This window comes from Xenorhabdus mauleonii (genome assembly GCF_900113945.1).
GTDB classification, from domain to species: domain Bacteria; phylum Pseudomonadota; class Gammaproteobacteria; order Enterobacterales; family Enterobacteriaceae; genus Xenorhabdus; species Xenorhabdus mauleonii.
Genome location: NZ_FORG01000015.1, coordinates 56,490 through 71,465, shown reverse-complemented (window position 1 = coordinate 71,465; position 14,976 = coordinate 56,490). Strand labels below are relative to the sequence as shown.

Genomic DNA, 14,976 nt, shown 5'->3' with positions numbered 1-14,976 from the left:
ACGCGGCCATCCCGGAAATTTTTTTGCTGCTATTTTTTCTCGTTCAGGAAAAATCAGGGGAGAAACTCAGTAAAGTTTCTTCGCGGTTTCCAGCCACTCTTTCTTGAAGATACGTTTCATATTTTGAACCGCATCAATGATATCGTGATGAACCAGTTTCTCGTTCTGGATCCCGACACAGCGACCCCCATGCCCTTCCAGCAATAACTGGACAGAATATGCGCCCATGCGGGAGGCAAGGATACGGTCATAAGCCACAGGCGCTCCGCCACGCTGAATATGCCCCAATACCGTTGCACGGGTTTCATGACGAGTTTCTGCCTCAATATATTTTGCCAGCTCATCAACATCACAAACATGTTCAGTGATAGCAACGATCGCGTGACGCTTGCCTTTATCAATGCCAGCCTTAATTTCAGCCAACAATTCTTCGCGATCAAAGGGGATTTCATTTTCAGGCAGAACAATAAACTCACATCCACCTGCAATTGCCGCCGATAAGGTCAAATCACCGCAATAACGGCCCATCACTTCAACAATAGAGATACGTTTGTGAGAAGTCGATGTATCACGCAGGCGGTCAATCGCCTCAACCACCGTTTCCAGTGCTGTGAAATAACCAATGGTGTAATCCGTACCGGCAACATCATTATCTATCGTTCCCGGCAAGCCAATGCAAGGGAAGCCCGCTTCAGTCAGTTTCTTCGCACCCAAATAAGAGCCATCACCACCGATAACCACCAGCGCATCAATATCATTTTTGCGCAGATTCTCAATGGCAGTCTCGCGGACTTTATCATCCCTGAACTCTGGAAAGCGTGCTGACCCCAAAAATGTACCACCGCGATTAATCATGTCAGAAACACTAAAGCGGTCGAGCTTTTTCATACGGTTTTCATACAGCCCCAGATAGCCATCATAAATGCCGCAAACCTCCAACCCTTCGCTTAGAGCGGCACGAACAACACCACGAATAGCGGCGTTCATACCAGGCGCATCACCGCCACTCGTTAAGACTCCGATTCTTTTAATCTTGTTGACCATGATGACCTCTGACTTGTAAATATAATATTTATCAATCTGCTGATGACTTCCTGAGGGAAGAGTTACGGCAATTTTACAAAACCTTGATTGTCAATTCATAAGCTGAATTGATTCAACAGAATCTATGATACGGAAAAACACTCACTCTGCATTAAGATTATGTCTATTTTTTGACGTTCTTTTGATTATGGATAAGTTCGCCCTCAATCCCAGCGGTTTTTATGTTCTTCAGGTACTTCAGAGCTCGGATCTTGATGAATAATAATATCGGCACCCGGAAAACGTTCCCGCAATTTATTTTCAACACCTTCAGACAAAGCATGAGCCTGTACCAATGGCAAATTATCATCAATTTCCAGATGAAACTGGATAAAGCGGGTCGGCCCCGATTGACGGGTGCGTAAATTATGTCCGCCGGATATGCCGGGATAACCCTGGATAATATTAATAATTTCCTGCCGTTCTTCATCCGGCAACGCCCTGTCCAGCAAAGACTGTACGGCATCATATCCCATCCGTAATGCGCTGTAGAGGATATAAACCCCAATTCCCAGTGCAAATAATGCATCTGCACGCTTAAAGCCATACAAACTCAAAACCAACGCCAGCAAAATGGCTCCATTCATCAATAGATCAGATTTATAGTGCAGCATATCCGCACGAATGGCCTGACTTTGGGTCTTATTGATCACCCATTTCTGGAACGTCACTAAACATAATGTCGATACCAGAGCAATAACGATGACCCAGACACCCAGCTCCGCATGCTCCAGTGGCTTCGGGGAAACAAGATGCTGAAAACCGGTCAAAAACAGGAAGATTGCCGAACCACAAATAAACATACTTTGAGCCAACGCGGCCAATGATTCGGCTTTGCCATGCCCAAAAGCGTGTTCTTCATCAGCCGGTTGAAGTGAATAACGTACAGCAAAAAAATTGGTCAGAGATGCGGCTAGATCAACCAAAGAATCTACCAGTGCCGCCAATAAACTCACCGACCCCGTTATCCACCACGCAAAGATTTTTACAATCAATATAATACTGGCCAGCACCGTCGCCGCCAACGCAGCCGTGCTGACCCATCGCCCATAATTTATGCTCATTGACGACAGCCTTTCGGTTATTTAGCCTCAGGTATAAAAATAGCGCGTTAGATGGAAAAATATAGGGGCAGCGAAACAAAGCGAGTCAATTCTGTCCAGCATTCCGCCGTGCCCTTCGATAATCCCCCCAAAATCTTTCACGCCACTGTCCCGCTTAATCGCTGACATGCACAAGCCACCAATGAACCCCATCAACGTGATCGCAAGTGACATCAGGCCCGCTTCCCACGGGGAAAATGGGGTAACCCAGAACAACGATGCACCCAGCAAAACAGATGCAGCAACGCCCCCTACAAATCCTTCAACTGTTTTATTGGGGCTAAGTTTCGGCACAATCTGACGTTTGCCAAACAGCTTCCCGAATACATACTGCAACACATCCGACATTTGCACCACAATCATCAGGAACAGCAGTAACTTAATATTCTGGCCCTGATAATCAGGAATATCCAACATCAACAAAGCTGGTGCATGGCTGATGGCAAAAACCGTTACCAACATTCCCCACTGGATTTTGGCGGCCCGCTCCAGAAAGTGCGTTGTATCCCCAGCCAAAGCAGAACGGGCTGGCAGGAACAAAAATACATAGACGGGAATAAACACCGAGAATAGCCCATACCACTGCACACCGACCAAAACATACTGAACAGGCATAAAAATAAAGAAGCACCAGAACAGGGCTTCATGATCACTGCGGCGAGTTGGTGTTAACGTAATAAATTCACGTAAGGCAAAAAATGACATCACCGCAAACAAAATCACCGAACCCACAGGCCCAACAATAACCGCCACCACGCAGATAATGCACATCATCCACCAGCCCCGGATCCGGGCATTCAGATTATCGATAGTAGAATTACTCTTATCTCCCGAATACCAAAGGGCCAAAATCCCCCCAATCACGCTGGCGATAATTAATACCCCAAATATCCCGCCCAGCAACATCATCAGTTCATGATCAAGATTCATCATAATACCAACGCCTCCAACGCAGACTGAGCGCGTTGCAGGAACGCCTCCTTGCTTTCATCCTCACCCAACTTCGCTAACGGCTCGCCAAAAGTAACGGAACAAATAACAGGAATTGGCAGCTTTTTTCCCTTCGGCAAAGCACGATTTAAATTTTCCAGATAAACAGGCACAACCTCAACATCAGGGTATTTACGCGCCAGATGATACAAACCACTTTTAAACGGATTGATTTGCTCACCCTCTCCCCGGGTTCCTTCAGGAAAAATAATCAAAGATCTCTTTTGTGCCAAAACAAGTTCGAGAGGAGCGAGTACCTCTTCCCTGACGGTCTTATCACCGTTACGCTCAATTAATACCGCTCGAAATACCTTGTGAACAAGATAGCGCCGCAATTTGGTTTTCGCCCAATAATCACGGGCTGCGACCGGATGGATTTGGGGTCGCAAGGCTGACGGTAGTCCAGACCAAATCACTAATCCATCAAGATGGCTGGAGTGATTGGCATAATAAATGCGACTCGTTGTCGACGGCTCACAGCCAATCCATCGTGCCTGCACGCCAGTTAAAAGCCGACATAAACCCGATAAAACCGAGCCCATGCATTTCGCTAATAAACTGAATTTATAAGCATTATCCATAGTTGGGTATCCTTATCCCTTGTTGTGAGGAGAAGTGATAAGCATTTTTAATAAAACGGAGAGATAATGAGTAAGATAATCAATATTGGTTAAGATAACAACAGATTGGATAAAGATTACTTGATGAATAATTATTTCATTCGTAGAGATAAGAAATTTATTGAGGGGAAAATTGCGCAAAAAAAGGCCCCTCAAGGGGGCTGAAAGACAGGGATGGTGTCTATGGCAAGGAAAATCGTTGTTGATGCTGATGCATCAAAGTACTAACAAAAAATCAGTACACTTCCCGGGTGATACGCGTTTTATTACGTTCTTGTAACTGCGCTCTCTGCTCCGGTGTTAACAATTGGTATATCTGGTTGCGAATACGTGCGATGTCCACACCCAGCTCAATCTTCTTTTCTGCAATTTTTTCAAGCTGCTGTCGAATTGCAGCTTCATCAAAATCCTTTGCAATCAAAAGGTCATGTAGCTTTTGACGCTCTTTTCGTATATCAATCAGCGATTGCTCATGCAGACGCTGTTTTTTCACTAAATCCCAGATCTGTTGGCGTTGCTCTTCAGTTAATTTAATTCCGCCGAAGACATAACTATAGTTGTAATTATGTTCATCACTACGGTAATAACTGGAATCCTTCTTATGGCAACATGGCGTACAATATGATGACGAAGGATTTACACTATCGGGGTCACTTCCCGTATCAGCAGTCTCAGCTAAGGCGCCAGTCGTTCCAAGAACAACCATTGACGCTAGAGCCAATATTGCTATGTTACGCATTAAAATTCCCCGCTTTCTCGAACAGAACCATTCGATTCAGTGTGGATAACTATAACCCTGCGGCTGCAAACTAGCGTCAGAGCATGTAAAAGAACGTAAAGTCATGGAATAGCGGAGTTTGTTATCGTATTTTGCTCTTGGAGGAAGAATTAATGCATAAAATCTTATTAGTTGATGATGACCGCGAACTGACATCGCTATTAAAAGAACTGCTCGAGATGGAAGGATTCAATGTTGTCATCGCCCACGATGGCGAACAGGCTTTGCAATATATCGATTCTTCAATTGACCTATTATTGCTGGACATCATGATGCCACGCAAAAACGGCATTGAAACACTTAAAGAATTACGGCAATACCACCAAACCCCCGTTATCATGTTAACAGCGCGAGGGAGCGATTTAGACCGTGTCTTAGGGTTAGAACTGGGTGCAGATGACTATCTTCCCAAACCCTTCAACGATCGCGAACTGGTCGCCCGTATCCGTGCTATTTTGCGCCGTTCCAACTGGAGCGAGCAACAGGCGGATATTGGGACTCCCATACTTGAGGTTGATAAACTGCAACTTAATCCTGGGCGTCAGGAAGCCAGTTTTGATGGTACCATTTTGGATCTGACAGGAACTGAATTCACTTTGCTATATTTATTAGCGCAACATTTGGGACAAGTTGTTTCCCGTGAACACCTAAGCCAAGAAGTATTGGGAAAACGCTTAACGCCTTTTGATCGTGCCATTGATATGCATATTTCTAATCTGCGCCGCAAATTACCCAATCGTACTGATGAACTGCCATGGTTTAAGACATTGCGTGGCCGAGGATATTTAATGGTTTCCACAAAATGATCAATAGCTTAACAGCGCGCATATTTGCAATTTTCTGGCTCACACTTGCACTTGTTCTGATGGTGGCCTTAATGGCCCCCAAACTAGACTCACGGCAGCTGACTCCCCTTCTGGACAATGAATACCAGCAGGGAAGGATGCTGGCCAAACAAATAGAAGAAGAATTAGCACTCTATCCTGCAGATGATATGTTCTGGTGGCTGAGATTGGATCGCGCCATTGCCCAATTAACGCCACCGAGCCAACGTATACTGCTTGTGACCAGAGAAGGACGCATCATTAACGTTGAGACAACCGAACGTCAGGCTCCTGTTTTCCGCAATTTTATTGGGCAATCCGATAATTCGGATCATCCTAAAAAGAAAAAGTATGGTCGCATTGAAATTCTGGGGCCTTTTCCTATCCGAGATGGCGAAGATCATTATCAGATTTATCTTGTGAGAGCAGCAAGTAGCCCGCAATCAGACTTTATTAACTTAATGTTTGACCGCCCATTTTTATTGCCTGCTGCAACCATGTTAATCAGTGCCCCACTACTATTATGGCTGGCATGGAGTTTGGCCAAACCGGCCCGTAAATTAAAAAATGCCGCCGATGATGTCGCAAGAGGAAACTTACGGCAGCATCCAGAGCTAGAATCTGGCCCACAAGAATTCTTGGCTACGGGCAGTAGTTTCAACCAAATGGTCAGCGCGCTGGAAAGAATGGTTACCGCCCAACAACGGCTGATTTCTGATATCTCCCACGAACTGCGCACTCCATTGACCCGCCTGCAATTGGCAACAGCCTTACTGCGTAGGCGCCACGGTGAAAGCAAAGAGCTGGAACGCATTGAAACGGAAACTCAACGCCTAGACGGGATGATTAATGATCTGCTAGTGCTTTCCCGCAATCAGCATAAAAACGAATTGCTCCGCGAGAATATTAAAGCTTGCGATATATGGCATGACATTCTGGATAATGCCAAATTCGAAGCTGAGCAGATGAACAAAAAGCTGGATATTGTCTCACCACCCAAGAATTGGGTCGTTTATTGCAACCCGTCAGCACTTGGCAGCGCACTGGAAAACATCGTCCGCAATGCCCTTCGCTACTCCAGCAGCCATATCGCCGTTGCATTTAAGGCTGATAGCCAAGGAGTCACGATCACAGTTGATGATGACGGTCCGGGTGTAAGCCCAGAAGACAGAGAGCAAATTTTCAGACCATTTTATCGAACAGATGAAGCAAGGGATAGAGAATCCGGAGGTACTGGACTGGGGTTAGCCATAGTTGAAACAGCAATCAGCCAGCATAGAGGTTGGGTAAAAGCGGAAGACAGCCCTTTGGGCGGGCTACGGTTGGTGATTTGGCTGCCGCTGCATGGGAGGTAGACAGCTTTCAACTTGAGATTTAGTTAGTTACAGGATGTAACAATTAAAGAAAAAAAGCTATTATACTTGACCTCTGGATATCAAGGGACTAACCTCGTCGCAGCTTAACACAAATAGTAGATGTGCTAATTTTTGTTAAATGGAAAAATCCTTTTATACTAAGAGGATAAATAAAATCATTGGACGTAACAGGCACTCTGGGAGCCATAACCTAGTGCGGTAGCTTTGGGTATATCCTATTCTATCTAAATAAAATGTCAAAATAGTTCTGCAACGTAATGCTACCAGGGCAAGAACGTGAAAGTTCTGTTAAAAAAAATCAAATTTGACCAATCGGAACAGAGATGTTCTTATACGCCTTTTTCCGGAAGTTCCTCATGAATATCGATGCCTTTTCTCTCTATTTTGGTGAGTTAACAGACCCACGCCAGTCGGCTAAAATCAGTTATCCCTTATTTGATGTGCTGTTCCTGACAATGTGTGCCGTGATCGCCGGAGCGGAAGGGTGGGAAGATATTGAAGACTTCGGTGAAACGCACTTTGACTGGCTTCAACAAAAAGGTTTGTTCCCGACAGAATTGCCTGTTCATGACACCATTGCTCGCCTTAATCTCGCACCTTAATCCAACGCAGTTTCAACAGTGTTTTATTCAGTGGTTACAATCGGTTAGCGAACAAACAAAAGGCGAAATCATCGCTATTGACGGGAAAATGCTGCGGGGCTCTTGTGACCGAAATAACAGACGGTCGACTATTCATATGGTCAGTGCGTTTACCACCCAAAATGGGGTTGTCATGGGACAATTGAAAACGGACAAAAAATCCAATGAAATTACCGCGATCCCTAAACTGATTAACTTGCTGGACATCAAAGGGTGTCTGGTGTCCATTGATGCGATGGGGTGTCAGACTAAAATTGCCGAATGTGTTATTCAACAGGAAGGAAACAATCTTCTGGCGGTTAAAGGTAATCAGGAGACCTTGTATCGGGCTGTAAAGCAAGCTTTATCATCCCAAGTATCAGCTGGTCAGCAATACTGAAAATGTCACGCGAGAACAAGGTCATGGGCGCACCGAAGCGCGTAAATACCACGTCTTACCGGCAGGAGAGCTAATTGCCCAATTTCCAGAGTGGGAAAATTTAAAAAGCATTGGCGTGGTAATGGGTTACCGAAGGATAATAAAAGCAAAGAACCACTGGACTACCGTTATCATATCAGTTCAACAGAACTCAGCACAGCCGAGTTTGCAAGCGCAGTGCGGGGACACACTGGGGAATAGAAAACCGGGTACATAGGGTGCTGGATGTTTCAATGAAAGAAGATAATTACCAGATCCACCGGGGAAGATCAGCGGAGATGTTAGCATGTATGCGCCATTTGAGCCTGAATCTGCTTCGGGCAGAAACGACCAAAAAAGCCAGTATTCGCCGAAAACGGAGAATTGCCAGTATGGATATTGGCTATTTAGATAAGGTATTAGCCTCCGGATTTAATGTATTAGGCAAAAAATAAACATTCACGCTCTTGCCCTGGTAATGCTACTCACAATTCTATGCATAAGAAGGAATTAAAGAGGAGTAAATCAAATGCTTCACTTTTATTAAAAATTATTTATATTTGTAATATTTTTCAAATATAGCTTGAATTAAAAGAAGCAGATTAGCTCATGGAAGGTTATTTTTATTAAATTTTTAAAGCACTACTTAAAAATTAAATTCATATATTTTTTATTAAAAAAGACATTATATATTATGTTCGAAGACATAAAAAAAATTATAGAACCCCTCATAAAAGAAAAAGTAAAAAAAATAGAACGAATTGGCGGAATGACAAATGTTAATTATTACTGTGAGACAAAGCAGAAAAAAGTTGTTCTACGAATCCCAGGAAACAACACAGGGAAAATAATCAACCGAGTCAATGAAAAATATAATTGCCAACTCGCAACACTTATAGATATAAACCCTAAGCTATACTATTATAGCCTTGATTCAGGTATAAAGATCACTAAATATTTAGAAAACAGCGAAACTTTATCTCCTCAAACATTATCCCGTGATGAAAATTTATTAAATATTGCAAAGATACTATCTAAGTTACATTTATCAGATATTATTTTTAAAAACACTTTCAATGTATTTGAAGAATATAATAGATACATTAAACAACTTAATAACATTGAAATAAGTTATCCAAACTTCAAAGAAACTGAAGATTATTTTTTTTCATTACAGAAAAAATTAGCTAGAATAGGGATAAACACATCTCCTTGTCATAACGACCCTGTCCCAGAAAATTTTATAAAAACCCATGAAAAATATTATCTAATCGATTGGGAATATTCAGGAATGAATGATCCAATGTGGGATATTGCAGCCATTTTTGAAGAATCTGGCATAGGAAAACTCAAACAAGAAATATTTTTATCTGAATATTTTGTAGAAAGAGAATATAACAAGAGTAAAATTGATGAAAAAATTCTTATTTTTAGAATATGTCAGAACTTTTTATGGTCAATATGGACTTTATTGAAAGAAAAAGATGAAAAATTATTTGGCAACTATGGAATTAAACGATATCAAAACTGTTTGAGGCAAATAAAAGAACATAAAAAAACATATAATGCATGCAAATAAACTGTAACTCTACATTAAACAGCAAGATCAAAATAGTTTTGATTGGAATATAAAAATCAAACTATTAACTTCCATAGGCAATAACGGTTTTTAATTCATAATAGGTAGGATACATTTTGTGCTTTACGAGAACATTTTGTGCTTTACGAGACGAGAAGTTGTATAAAGAATTAAAATATACTCATTTAACTTCAAGGTGCTGGTTTGATTTTAAAATTAATAATTAAAAATCAATAGCATGAATCATACCCTCTCATGCATCTTCAAGTTTACTGCGTATACATTAGCCATTAGCTCATCTGTAAAAAATAAAAAATAAAAAATAAAAAATAATTAACTCCCATATATTTTTATATTGGCTGTGAAAAACAAGTACAATTCAACAAAATATCTAATGCTATTTCCATATGAAATATAAACACAAAAAACCATTTTTTAAGAAAATATGCTAAAATACATGTTAGAACACCCAGTCTTCAAAAATAGTATTTTTTTGTTCTTAATTAAATTGCTAGAATTAGGGTTGCCATTAATTTTATTACCTTTTCTTTCTAGAAATCTTTCTATCGAAGAGTTTGGCCTATATATAATATTAATATCAGCCTTCTCTATCTCATTTATGATAACAGATTTTGGGTTCGGTTTATCTGCCCCGTATAATATAGTAAACTTAAGAGATGAAAAAGAAAGAATTAGCCAATATGTAGGCGCAATTTTTATAATTAAAATTTTTCTATCATTGATATCAATCATAGGTATCATCCTTTTTTTTGAATATGTTCAAAAGAATCCATTATTAAACAAAATTTCATACACTTTAATCTCATTAATAATTTTTTTTCAATCCTTTCAAATTCCTTGGTTTTTTCAAGGCATAGAAAAAATGAGAAATATAACGATTGCAGTTATCGTTGCAAAATCAATGAATGTTATATTCATTTTTATTTTATTTGAAATAAAACAAAGCATTAACATTTATTTATTATCATTCATGATAAGCAACTTCATGTGTTCTGTTATTTATTTGTTCTTATATAAAAAAGAAGGTTACCACATTTCCTATCCAAATAGAAAACTTCTAAAGTCAGAACTAAAGAATAGTTTTGGTTTTTTTATTTCAAGAATATCAGTGACCTTATCTACATCATTAAATTCTATAATAATAGGTACATTTATCGGATTAAAGTATGCAGCATTATATGGCTCTGCTGAAAAACTATATAACGCAGCAATAAGCAGCATGTCACCGATTACAAACTCATTATATCCATATTTAGCTAGAACAAAAAACATAAAAACATTAATTAATATCACATTAGCACTGCTTACAATATCCATTCTATGTTGTTATACCGTCTCATTCTATTCTCAACAAATCATAGTTATAATTTTTGGTAAAAACTATCTATTAGCTTCGGATTATTTTGACCTATTTTTATTTCTTATTCCAATTAATGTTGTTTCTATACTTTGGGGATATCCAGCTTTCGCAACCATTGGTTCTCCACAACTGGCTAATTTTACTGTTATAATTGGTTCAATAATATATTTTATATTGATATGTGTTTTTTATATTATGGATAAAATTAGCATACAGAACATAATTTACAGCGTAATAATAACTGATGTTATAACTTTATTTCTTAGATTATTCCTTTTTTGTAAAAAACACCATAAACTAAAGTAGGTTAGAGAATATAATGCCTGAATTAATCGTGACAATAGGTAAAAACCTGAAAAACAAATTCCTTTTAAAACCATTATATAAATTATATTCAAATCATAAAAATAAAAAAAGAAATCAAGCACTAAAAGAAAACTCTGATATTATTTTACAAAAAATAAGTAATATTATAAAAAATAATAATATAGTTATTTGGTTAGATTTTGGTACACTACTTGGTGCATATAGGGAAAATAAAATTATAGAATATGATTTAGATTTGGACTTTGGGTGTTATCTTAAAGATAAAGATAAAGTAAAAAAAGCACTAGAAAAAAACAATTTCAGATTACTTTATGAATATACTCCTCTAACGCATTCAGATGATAATGAAATAATTCAACATACATATATATTTAATGGAGTAACGATTGATATATTCTATTATACAATTGACAATAATAACTCCAATCAACAATTAATAGCATCGTGTTATTATTTCCCATATATAGATAATGGGCTGTATAAAGGCAATTATTCTATCATAAAAGTTACTAATCCTATATCTAAATTTAAGAAAATTAATTTTTCAAATAGCGAATTAATTATTCCTTATAATACAGAAGAGTATCTTAAAAACAATTATGGGGATTCATTTATGAAACCTAACCCTTCTTTTGATTACCTACTTGAAGCTAATAATTATTATGTATTCCCTCAAGAAGAAATGGTTGCAAAAAAGAAAATATATAAAAATATTAGGTGATAAATATGTTTTCAATAAGCAAAAAATCCATTGTTTCTTTATTGTGTTTTTTTCTTATCCCAATTATAGGATTTGTCTTATCAATCATTTCTTTAAATTCAAAAAAAAATAACTTATTATCCTATATAATAATATCCTTTTTTTTTGCGTATATATTTATATATATACCACCATTAGGAGATCTATATAGGCACTATAATTCATTTCTTAACATTTCTCACTTATCATTTACTGAAAAAGACTTCCTATTGCATGTTTATTTTGCCCTTTTTCATGCGTTGAATTTACCGTTTTATTTTATACCCGGAAGTGTTGTATTTCTCTCAACCTTATTGATTTTGTTATCTTTTTCTTTATTGATTAAAAACCAACGTATAAGTATATCATATGAAAAATATATTCTTTCCCATGTAATAATTTTACTTAATATAAATTATTTTACTATCGCTTCAGGACTCAGGTATGGGCTAGCCATATCTATAGTAATTTATGCATTTAGCCACTATATAACAAATAAGAAAAAAACAACGTTTATAATACTCTTTTTAATTAGTATCTTATTGCATTTTAGCATGTTGTTTTTTATACTTCCATTTTTTTCATCTAGAATAATAAAAATAAAGCGGATTTCATTTTTTTTTATATGCATAATAAGTTTTATTTTATCTTCATATAGTTATATTATATTTGAAATAATTTCCAACCATATCCAATATGGGCATTCTTATATAAATGGGAAGTGGTCTTCAGGTGAAGACAAAAATATATATGGAAAAATAAGGATTATAATTAATCAAGTCCCATTTTTTTTAATGCTGTTTTTTTTCTCCTTTTTTTCAAAAAGAAAACTTACACCCTCCCTCAATATGGAAAGAAATATTATTTTCTGGTTATCTATATTTTTATTATTAACTCACTTTTCATTTACAATATTTACTCGTTTTTCTATCTTACCTACATTTCTTATTATTTTTTATTTATTAAAATTAAATAGTTTTAAAATAAGTTACATCTATGGCCTGATAGTCATATTTAGTATTAATTTTATGGTGGATTCTTTGTACGGTTACAGAAGACAGGTATTACTTGGTGAAATGTGGCGGCCATTATATTTATCTCCAATTATGACTATTGACTACAGTGATAAACACTATCGAACATTACTATCTCAGGTCGATAAAGATGGATTTTGGATTAAAGATCCAGTAGCAAAAAATAATTGATTTTTTTAACAAGGCGATAATGAATACTAAAATAGATTTTGTACTTCCTTGGGTGGATGGCAATGATATTCTTTGGCAAAAGAGACGAAGACTCTACTCCACAAATAAAGCGTCTATAGATGAAAATTCTAATGCTAGATTTAGAGATTTTGATACATTAAAATATGTTCTCCGCTCAATAGAAAAAAATTGCCCATGGTACAATAAGATATTTTTAATCACTGAAGGGCACTATCCAAATTGGTTAAATTTGACGAATCCGAAAATAAGGCTGGTAACACATGAGGAACTTTATTTTAATAAGGAGGATTTACCAACATTTAGTTCATCATCAATTGAAATGAACTTAGCAAACCTACCTGATTTGTCAAATAAATTTATATACTTAAATGATGACATGATAATATTCAAACAACTACCAATAGAAAGGTTTTTTATTAAAAATCTTCCAGTTGATTTTTTATGTCATGGATTCCTTCCTAGAGGAAGATTATTTTCATTATTAAAAGAAATCGATACTTGGATTAATTCTATCAACAATAATATATCATTAATAAATAAAATCAGATCACCCAATCAGCTAAATAATCACTATCTTTTTAATAAAAGCTATGGATTAACTGGAAACATATTAAATTTTTTATTAAAGTATTTTATAAAAAAATACTTTTGGTTCGAACATTGGCATCATCCACAACCTTATATAAAAGAAGAAATTCTTAAAGTTCATGCTCAATATGAAAAAGAAATGTCAATTTGTTCAAAAAATAAATTCCGCTCTAATAATGACCTTACTCAATATCTTTATAGATATTGGAATTTAACAGCAGGCCAATTTTATCCTCAAAAATATAACGATGGTTTAGTTAAAAATATTGAATCCACATTTTCATTAGAACGAATGATTAAAGAAATTAAACTGAAAAACTTTAACTTTATTTGCTTTAATGATTCAACCGCTCTATCAGATAAAGAGTTTTTTTCTGTAAAAAATAAATTGATTTTATTTTTAGATGAAAACTTTCCAGTTCCGGCATCATTTGAAAAAAGCAGAGATCAATATTAAGCTTAAAAAATGAATTTATTTCCATATATTATTAACTAAGAAAAAATTAAAATGTTGCATAATAATTTTTCTGTTTTGATGTCTTTGTATGACAAAGAAAAACCTATTTATTTACATCAATGCTTGGAAAGTTTGTATCAACAAACCCTTCAACCTGATGAAATTGTAATCATTTTTGATGGTTCAATAAACGTAGAACTTGAAGCAGTAATATCAAAATGGAAGTCTATACTCCCTTTAAAAATTTTCAAAACAGAAAAAAATATGGGATTGGGTTACTCTTTAAACTTTGGCCTATTGCAATGTAAACACAACCTTATTGCCAGAATGGATACAGATGACATTTGTTTTCCCGATAGATTTGAAAAACAAATAGCATATATGTGCAAAATGCCAGAAATATCTATCCTTGGTTCAAATGTCATTGAATATGATGAAACGATGTCAAATATCATAACTAAAAAGACTTTGGCTTTATCACATAATGATATTATTAAATTTATAAAAAAAAGAAACCCATTTAATCATATGAGCGTTATTTTACGGAAAGATATAATAATGAAATCAGGTAATTACCAACATCATATTTTTATGGAAGACTACAACTTATGGATACGCGTAATATCTCTAGGCTACAAGGTTGAAAACTTGTCTGATAGATTGTTAAAAGTTAGAACTGGAAATGCAATGATAAAAAAAAGGAGAGGTATATCATATATTAAAAGCGAACTAAAATTAGCAAAACTAAAAGTAGAAAAAAATATAGATAGCTTTTTCCCAGCGTTACTTACTTTTATTTTAAGAAGTATTATCAGGATACTTCCAACTTCACTATTGTCTAAAGTTTATAGATTGATAAGAAAATAA

Annotated in this window: 13 protein-coding genes and 1 pseudogene; 9 read left to right on the top strand and 5 right to left on the bottom strand. The window is 36.5% G+C overall.

Going from position 1 to position 14,976, the window contains the following annotated elements:
• Positions 1–66: 66 nt before the first annotated feature.
• From pfkA to BM100_RS14385, 5 genes are all read right to left on the bottom strand, one after another.
• Positions 67–1,044 carry a 6-phosphofructokinase gene (gene pfkA, locus BM100_RS14405; RefSeq protein WP_092512134.1) on the bottom strand — a complete coding sequence of 326 codons (978 nt, stop codon included), beginning with the start codon at positions 1,042–1,044 and terminating at the stop codon, positions 67–69.
• Positions 1,045–1,247: 203 nt separating this feature from the next.
• The gene (gene fieF, locus BM100_RS14400; protein ID WP_092512132.1) at positions 1,248–2,147 is read right to left on the bottom strand and encodes a CDF family cation-efflux transporter FieF; all 900 of its coding nucleotides are present in this window, start codon (positions 2,145–2,147) and stop codon (positions 1,248–1,250) included.
• A gap of 27 nt (positions 2,148–2,174) precedes the next feature.
• Positions 2,175–3,119, bottom strand: a complete 945-nt coding sequence (locus tag BM100_RS14395; RefSeq protein ID WP_092512130.1) for a phosphatidate cytidylyltransferase — start codon at positions 3,117–3,119, stop codon at positions 2,175–2,177.
• The gene (locus BM100_RS14390; RefSeq protein WP_092512128.1) at positions 3,116–3,757 is read right to left on the bottom strand and encodes a lysophospholipid acyltransferase family protein; all 642 of its coding nucleotides are present in this window, start codon (positions 3,755–3,757) and stop codon (positions 3,116–3,118) included. The genes BM100_RS14395 and BM100_RS14390 overlap by 4 nt, the downstream gene beginning before the upstream one ends.
• 274 nt (positions 3,758–4,031) lie before the next feature.
• The gene (locus BM100_RS14385) at positions 4,032–4,535 is read right to left on the bottom strand and encodes a Spy/CpxP family protein refolding chaperone (RefSeq protein ID WP_092512126.1); all 504 of its coding nucleotides are present in this window, start codon (positions 4,533–4,535) and stop codon (positions 4,032–4,034) included.
• A gap of 152 nt (positions 4,536–4,687) precedes the next feature.
• On the opposite strand from BM100_RS14385, the gene cpxR reads away from it, so the two are divergent.
• From cpxR to BM100_RS14340, 9 genes and pseudogenes are all read left to right on the top strand, one after another.
• A complete protein-coding gene (gene cpxR, locus BM100_RS14380; RefSeq protein WP_092512124.1) occupies positions 4,688–5,380 on the top strand; it encodes an envelope stress response regulator transcription factor CpxR in 693 nt (230 codons plus the stop codon).
• On the top strand, positions 5,377–6,753 hold the full coding sequence (gene cpxA, locus BM100_RS14375; protein ID WP_092512122.1) for an envelope stress sensor histidine kinase CpxA: 1,377 nt from the start codon (positions 5,377–5,379) through the stop codon (positions 6,751–6,753). The genes cpxR and cpxA overlap by 4 nt, the downstream gene beginning before the upstream one ends.
• Before the next feature lie 377 nt (positions 6,754–7,130).
• A pseudogene (locus BM100_RS14370) lies at positions 7,131–8,267 on the top strand (ISAs1 family transposase).
• A 239-nt stretch (positions 8,268–8,506) separates the two neighbouring features.
• On the top strand, positions 8,507–9,391 hold the full coding sequence (locus BM100_RS14365) for a choline/ethanolamine kinase family protein (RefSeq protein WP_092512120.1): 885 nt from the start codon (positions 8,507–8,509) through the stop codon (positions 9,389–9,391).
• Positions 9,392–9,848: 457 nt separating this feature from the next.
• Positions 9,849–11,078, top strand: coding sequence for an oligosaccharide flippase family protein (locus tag BM100_RS14360; protein ID WP_169924711.1), 1,230 nt, complete (start codon positions 9,849–9,851; stop codon positions 11,076–11,078).
• 13 nt (positions 11,079–11,091) lie between these two features.
• Positions 11,092–11,820, top strand: coding sequence for a LicD family protein (locus tag BM100_RS14355; RefSeq protein ID WP_092512116.1), 729 nt, complete (start codon positions 11,092–11,094; stop codon positions 11,818–11,820).
• Positions 11,821–11,825: 5 nt separating this feature from the next.
• A complete protein-coding gene (locus BM100_RS24085; protein ID WP_092512114.1) occupies positions 11,826–13,043 on the top strand; it encodes an EpsG family protein in 1,218 nt (405 codons plus the stop codon).
• Between the two features lie 19 nt (positions 13,044–13,062).
• Positions 13,063–14,109 (top strand): stealth family protein, encoded by a 1,047-nt coding sequence (locus tag BM100_RS14345; protein ID WP_092512112.1) that lies wholly within the window; start codon positions 13,063–13,065, stop codon positions 14,107–14,109.
• 51 nt (positions 14,110–14,160) lie between these two features.
• The gene (locus BM100_RS14340; protein WP_092512110.1) at positions 14,161–14,976 is read left to right on the top strand and encodes a glycosyltransferase; all 816 of its coding nucleotides are present in this window, start codon (positions 14,161–14,163) and stop codon (positions 14,974–14,976) included.

Coding starts and splice junctions, on each gene's coding strand:
- pfkA (WP_092512134.1), bottom strand. CDS start 1,044: ATGGTCAACAAGATTAAAAGAATCGGAGTCTTAACGAGTGGCGGTGAT.
- fieF (WP_092512132.1), bottom strand. CDS start 2,147: ATGAGCATAAATTATGGGCGATGGGTCAGCACGGCTGCGTTGGCGGCG.
- BM100_RS14395 (WP_092512130.1), bottom strand. CDS start 3,119: ATGATGAATCTTGATCATGAACTGATGATGTTGCTGGGCGGGATATTT.
- BM100_RS14390 (WP_092512128.1), bottom strand. CDS start 3,757: ATGGATAATGCTTATAAATTCAGTTTATTAGCGAAATGCATGGGCTCG.
- BM100_RS14385 (WP_092512126.1), bottom strand. CDS start 4,535: ATGCGTAACATAGCAATATTGGCTCTAGCGTCAATGGTTGTTCTTGGA.
- cpxR (WP_092512124.1), top strand. CDS start 4,688: ATGCATAAAATCTTATTAGTTGATGATGACCGCGAACTGACATCGCTA.
- cpxA (WP_092512122.1), top strand. CDS start 5,377: ATGATCAATAGCTTAACAGCGCGCATATTTGCAATTTTCTGGCTCACA.
- BM100_RS14365 (WP_092512120.1), top strand. CDS start 8,507: ATGTTCGAAGACATAAAAAAAATTATAGAACCCCTCATAAAAGAAAAA.
- BM100_RS14360 (WP_169924711.1), top strand. CDS start 9,849: ATGTTAGAACACCCAGTCTTCAAAAATAGTATTTTTTTGTTCTTAATT.
- BM100_RS14355 (WP_092512116.1), top strand. CDS start 11,092: ATGCCTGAATTAATCGTGACAATAGGTAAAAACCTGAAAAACAAATTC.
- BM100_RS24085 (WP_092512114.1), top strand. CDS start 11,826: ATGTTTTCAATAAGCAAAAAATCCATTGTTTCTTTATTGTGTTTTTTT.
- BM100_RS14345 (WP_092512112.1), top strand. CDS start 13,063: ATGAATACTAAAATAGATTTTGTACTTCCTTGGGTGGATGGCAATGAT.
- BM100_RS14340 (WP_092512110.1), top strand. CDS start 14,161: ATGTTGCATAATAATTTTTCTGTTTTGATGTCTTTGTATGACAAAGAA.